Genomic DNA, 2,431 nt, shown 5'->3' on the forward strand with positions numbered 1-2,431 from the left:
GACCAGTACGTATGACGCAGACGAAGCATCGCAATTTCAGATGTGATTCTCCTGTTTTATGAGCTATGCAGATGCACTTGCCTCAAGTGAAAATGGATCAACCGTCACTTATGAGGACCACAGCGGCCGCGATCCAGCAGGAATTCCCAAAGAAGGGATCGCCTGTGCGCGTGACTTTCATGTCGTGCGCGTGGAGGAGCGCTGTGGCATTTTGCTGAATTTAGGAGATCGACATGAATAGCCAAGAGGTTGAGGTCCTGGTCGTAGGCGCAGGTCAAGCCGGGGTTGCGATGAGCGAGCATCTGAGCGAACGCGGGATATCGCATCTGGTACTGGAACGGCACCGTGTCGCCGAGCGCTGGCGCACCATGCGGTGGGACTCCCTGGTTGCGAACGGGCCGGCTTGGCACGACCGCTTTCCGGGCTTGGAATTCACCGACATTGAGCCGGGGGCGTTTCCGTCAAAGGAGCAGGTGGCGGACTACTTCGTTGCCTATGCAGAGAAGATTGGTGCACCGATCCGCTGCGGCGTGGAGGTGACATCCGTGCGCAGGAAAGTCGGCGCACCCGGATTCCATGTGCAGACATCGAACGGGAACTTCGACGCACGCTACGTCGTGGCAGCAACGGGGCCGTTCCAGCGACCGGTGATTCCCGCCGTCGTTCCCGAAGCTGCCGACCTCGTGCAAATCCACTCGAGCTCCTACCGGAACCCGGCCCAGCTTCCTGAAGGCGCCGTTCTCGTCGTCGGTGCGGGGTCCTCTGGTGTGCAGATTGCCGCCGAAATCCAGCGCTCGGGTCGGCAGGTCTTCCTCTCGGTCGGTCCGCACGACCGGCCCCCTCGGAGCTATCGCGGACGCGACTTTTGCTGGTGGCTCGGGGTGCTCGGCATGTGGGACGCTTCCACCCCCGCGGCGGGTGCGGAGCACGTCACGATCGCCGTGAGCGGTGCAGACGGCGGCCACACTGTAGATTTTCGTGCCCTCGCCGAGAGTGGCATCAAGCTCGTGGGCCGGACCGAGGCGTTCGAGGACGGAACCATGCGATTCGCCGAAGATCTCCGTACCAACATCGCGAACGGCGACGCTCACTACCTGGAGCTCCTCGACAAAGCTGACGCGTACATCGAGCGCAACGGCCTTGATCTCCCCGAGGAATCTGATGCCCGCGCCTTGGGGCCCGATCCGGAGACCGTCACGGATCCCATTCTGGAGCTCGACCTCCCCGGTGCCGGAGTTGCCTCGATCGTATGGGCCACCGGCTTCGCCGTCGACTACAGCTGGCTGCAAGTGGACGCCTTCGACGAGAAGGGCAAGCCGCGGCAGCAACGCGGAGTCTCTACTGAGCCTGGCGTCTACTTCCTCGGGCTGCCGTGGCAGTCACGCCGCGGATCCAGCTTCATCTGGGGCGTATGGCACGACGCCAAGTACGTCGCTGACCAGATCGCAGTCCAACGGAGCTATCTGGCCCATAACGAGCAGGACGCCCTGGTGACCAGCGGCGCGTTGTGATGCCGCGGGCATAGGGGGAGCCAGCCCAACGAACAGCGAAGGGGACCATGCCCCGTGAACTGCTCCCCGAAAGTTGGAGCCGTTATTAAACGGTGCTTCTAGGCTACGTGAAGGGATTGCGTCCGGTATTGCAACGGGCTCAGTCCCTTCAGCCTTTCCCTGTTGCGGGTGTGGTTGTACCAGTGGATGTACTGGCTGAGCCCCTGCTCGAACTGTTCGATCGAGTCGAACCGGTCGTGGTGGAAGAACTCTTCCTTGAGATGGCCGAAGAAGCTTTCCATCGCTGCGTTGTCGTAGCAGTTGGCCTTGCGGGACATGGACTGGATGAGCCCTCGGTCCTGCAAGGACAGATACATCTTCTGGTCGGGGACCCGGAACTCGGTCACGTCCGTCACCCACTTCAGGTGCGGGCATCGGCCTGGAAGTCCCGGGCCAGCCTATTGGGGGCCACATGCCCGATTTCGCCGCGGTGGGAGTTGTACTTGCGGCGCCGTTTTCTGCAGATGCAGCCTTCCTGGCGCATCAGTGCGGCCACGGTCTTGCCGCTGAGCCGGATGCCGTGGTTGCGGGCCAGCGCGATGCGGACCCTGCGGTATCCGTGGGCTCTCCGGTTCTCGGTGAAGACCGGGGCAAGGAGTTCCCTCTCGCGGGCATGGCGGTCCGGTTTCCCGGCCCGGGAGCGGTGGTAGTAGTAGGTGCAGGCCGGCAGACCCAAGAAGCCGAGCAGGTCCTTGGCCGGGTAGCGCTGCTCCAGCGACGCGACGACCGCTACCTTGATTTTCGTCGTCGTTCCTCCGCCACCAGAGCCTGCAATTTTGTTAGTGCGGCGTTCTCCATCTCGAGGCGCCGCACCTTCTGCTCCAGGGTTTCTTCCGCGGGCGCGCCCCGCGGCTTCCGTCCCCGTTTCCCGGGTTGAAGAC

Annotated in this window: 4 protein-coding genes; 2 read left to right on the top strand and 2 right to left on the bottom strand. The window is 62.8% G+C overall.

Annotated elements, in window-relative coordinates; translation table 11 throughout:
• Nucleotides 1-58 precede the first annotated feature (58 nt).
• The gene (locus tag AC1DEY_RS22905) at nucleotides 59-241 is read left to right on the top strand and encodes a hypothetical protein (RefSeq protein ID WP_476870003.1); all 183 of its coding nucleotides are present in this window, start codon (nucleotides 59-61) and stop codon (nucleotides 239-241) included.
• Entirely contained in the window at nucleotides 234-1,511 is a 1,278-nt protein-coding gene (locus tag AC1DEY_RS22910; RefSeq protein ID WP_476870004.1) for a flavin-containing monooxygenase, read from the top strand. The genes AC1DEY_RS22905 and AC1DEY_RS22910 overlap by 8 nt, the downstream gene beginning before the upstream one ends.
• Nucleotides 1,512-1,609: 98 nt before the next feature.
• Here AC1DEY_RS22910 and AC1DEY_RS22915 read toward each other — a convergent pair whose 3' ends face one another.
• On the bottom strand, nucleotides 1,610-1,897 hold the full coding sequence (locus AC1DEY_RS22915; protein ID WP_476870005.1) for a transposase: 288 nt from the start codon (nucleotides 1,895-1,897) through the stop codon (nucleotides 1,610-1,612).
• A 14-nt stretch (nucleotides 1,898-1,911) separates the two neighbouring features.
• The coding region (locus AC1DEY_RS22920) for an IS3 family transposase (RefSeq protein ID WP_476870006.1) at nucleotides 1,912-2,431 on the bottom strand (520 nt) is incomplete at its 5' end.

The organism is Arthrobacter sp. 05T47, assembly GCF_056395825.1.

Bases quoted from the DNA above. Each gene is read 5' to 3' on its own strand.
- AC1DEY_RS22905 (WP_476870003.1), top strand. From the start codon at position 59: ATGAGCTATGCAGATGCACTTGCCTCAAGTGAAAATGGATCAACCGTC.
- AC1DEY_RS22910 (WP_476870004.1), top strand. From the start codon at position 234: ATGAATAGCCAAGAGGTTGAGGTCCTGGTCGTAGGCGCAGGTCAAGCC.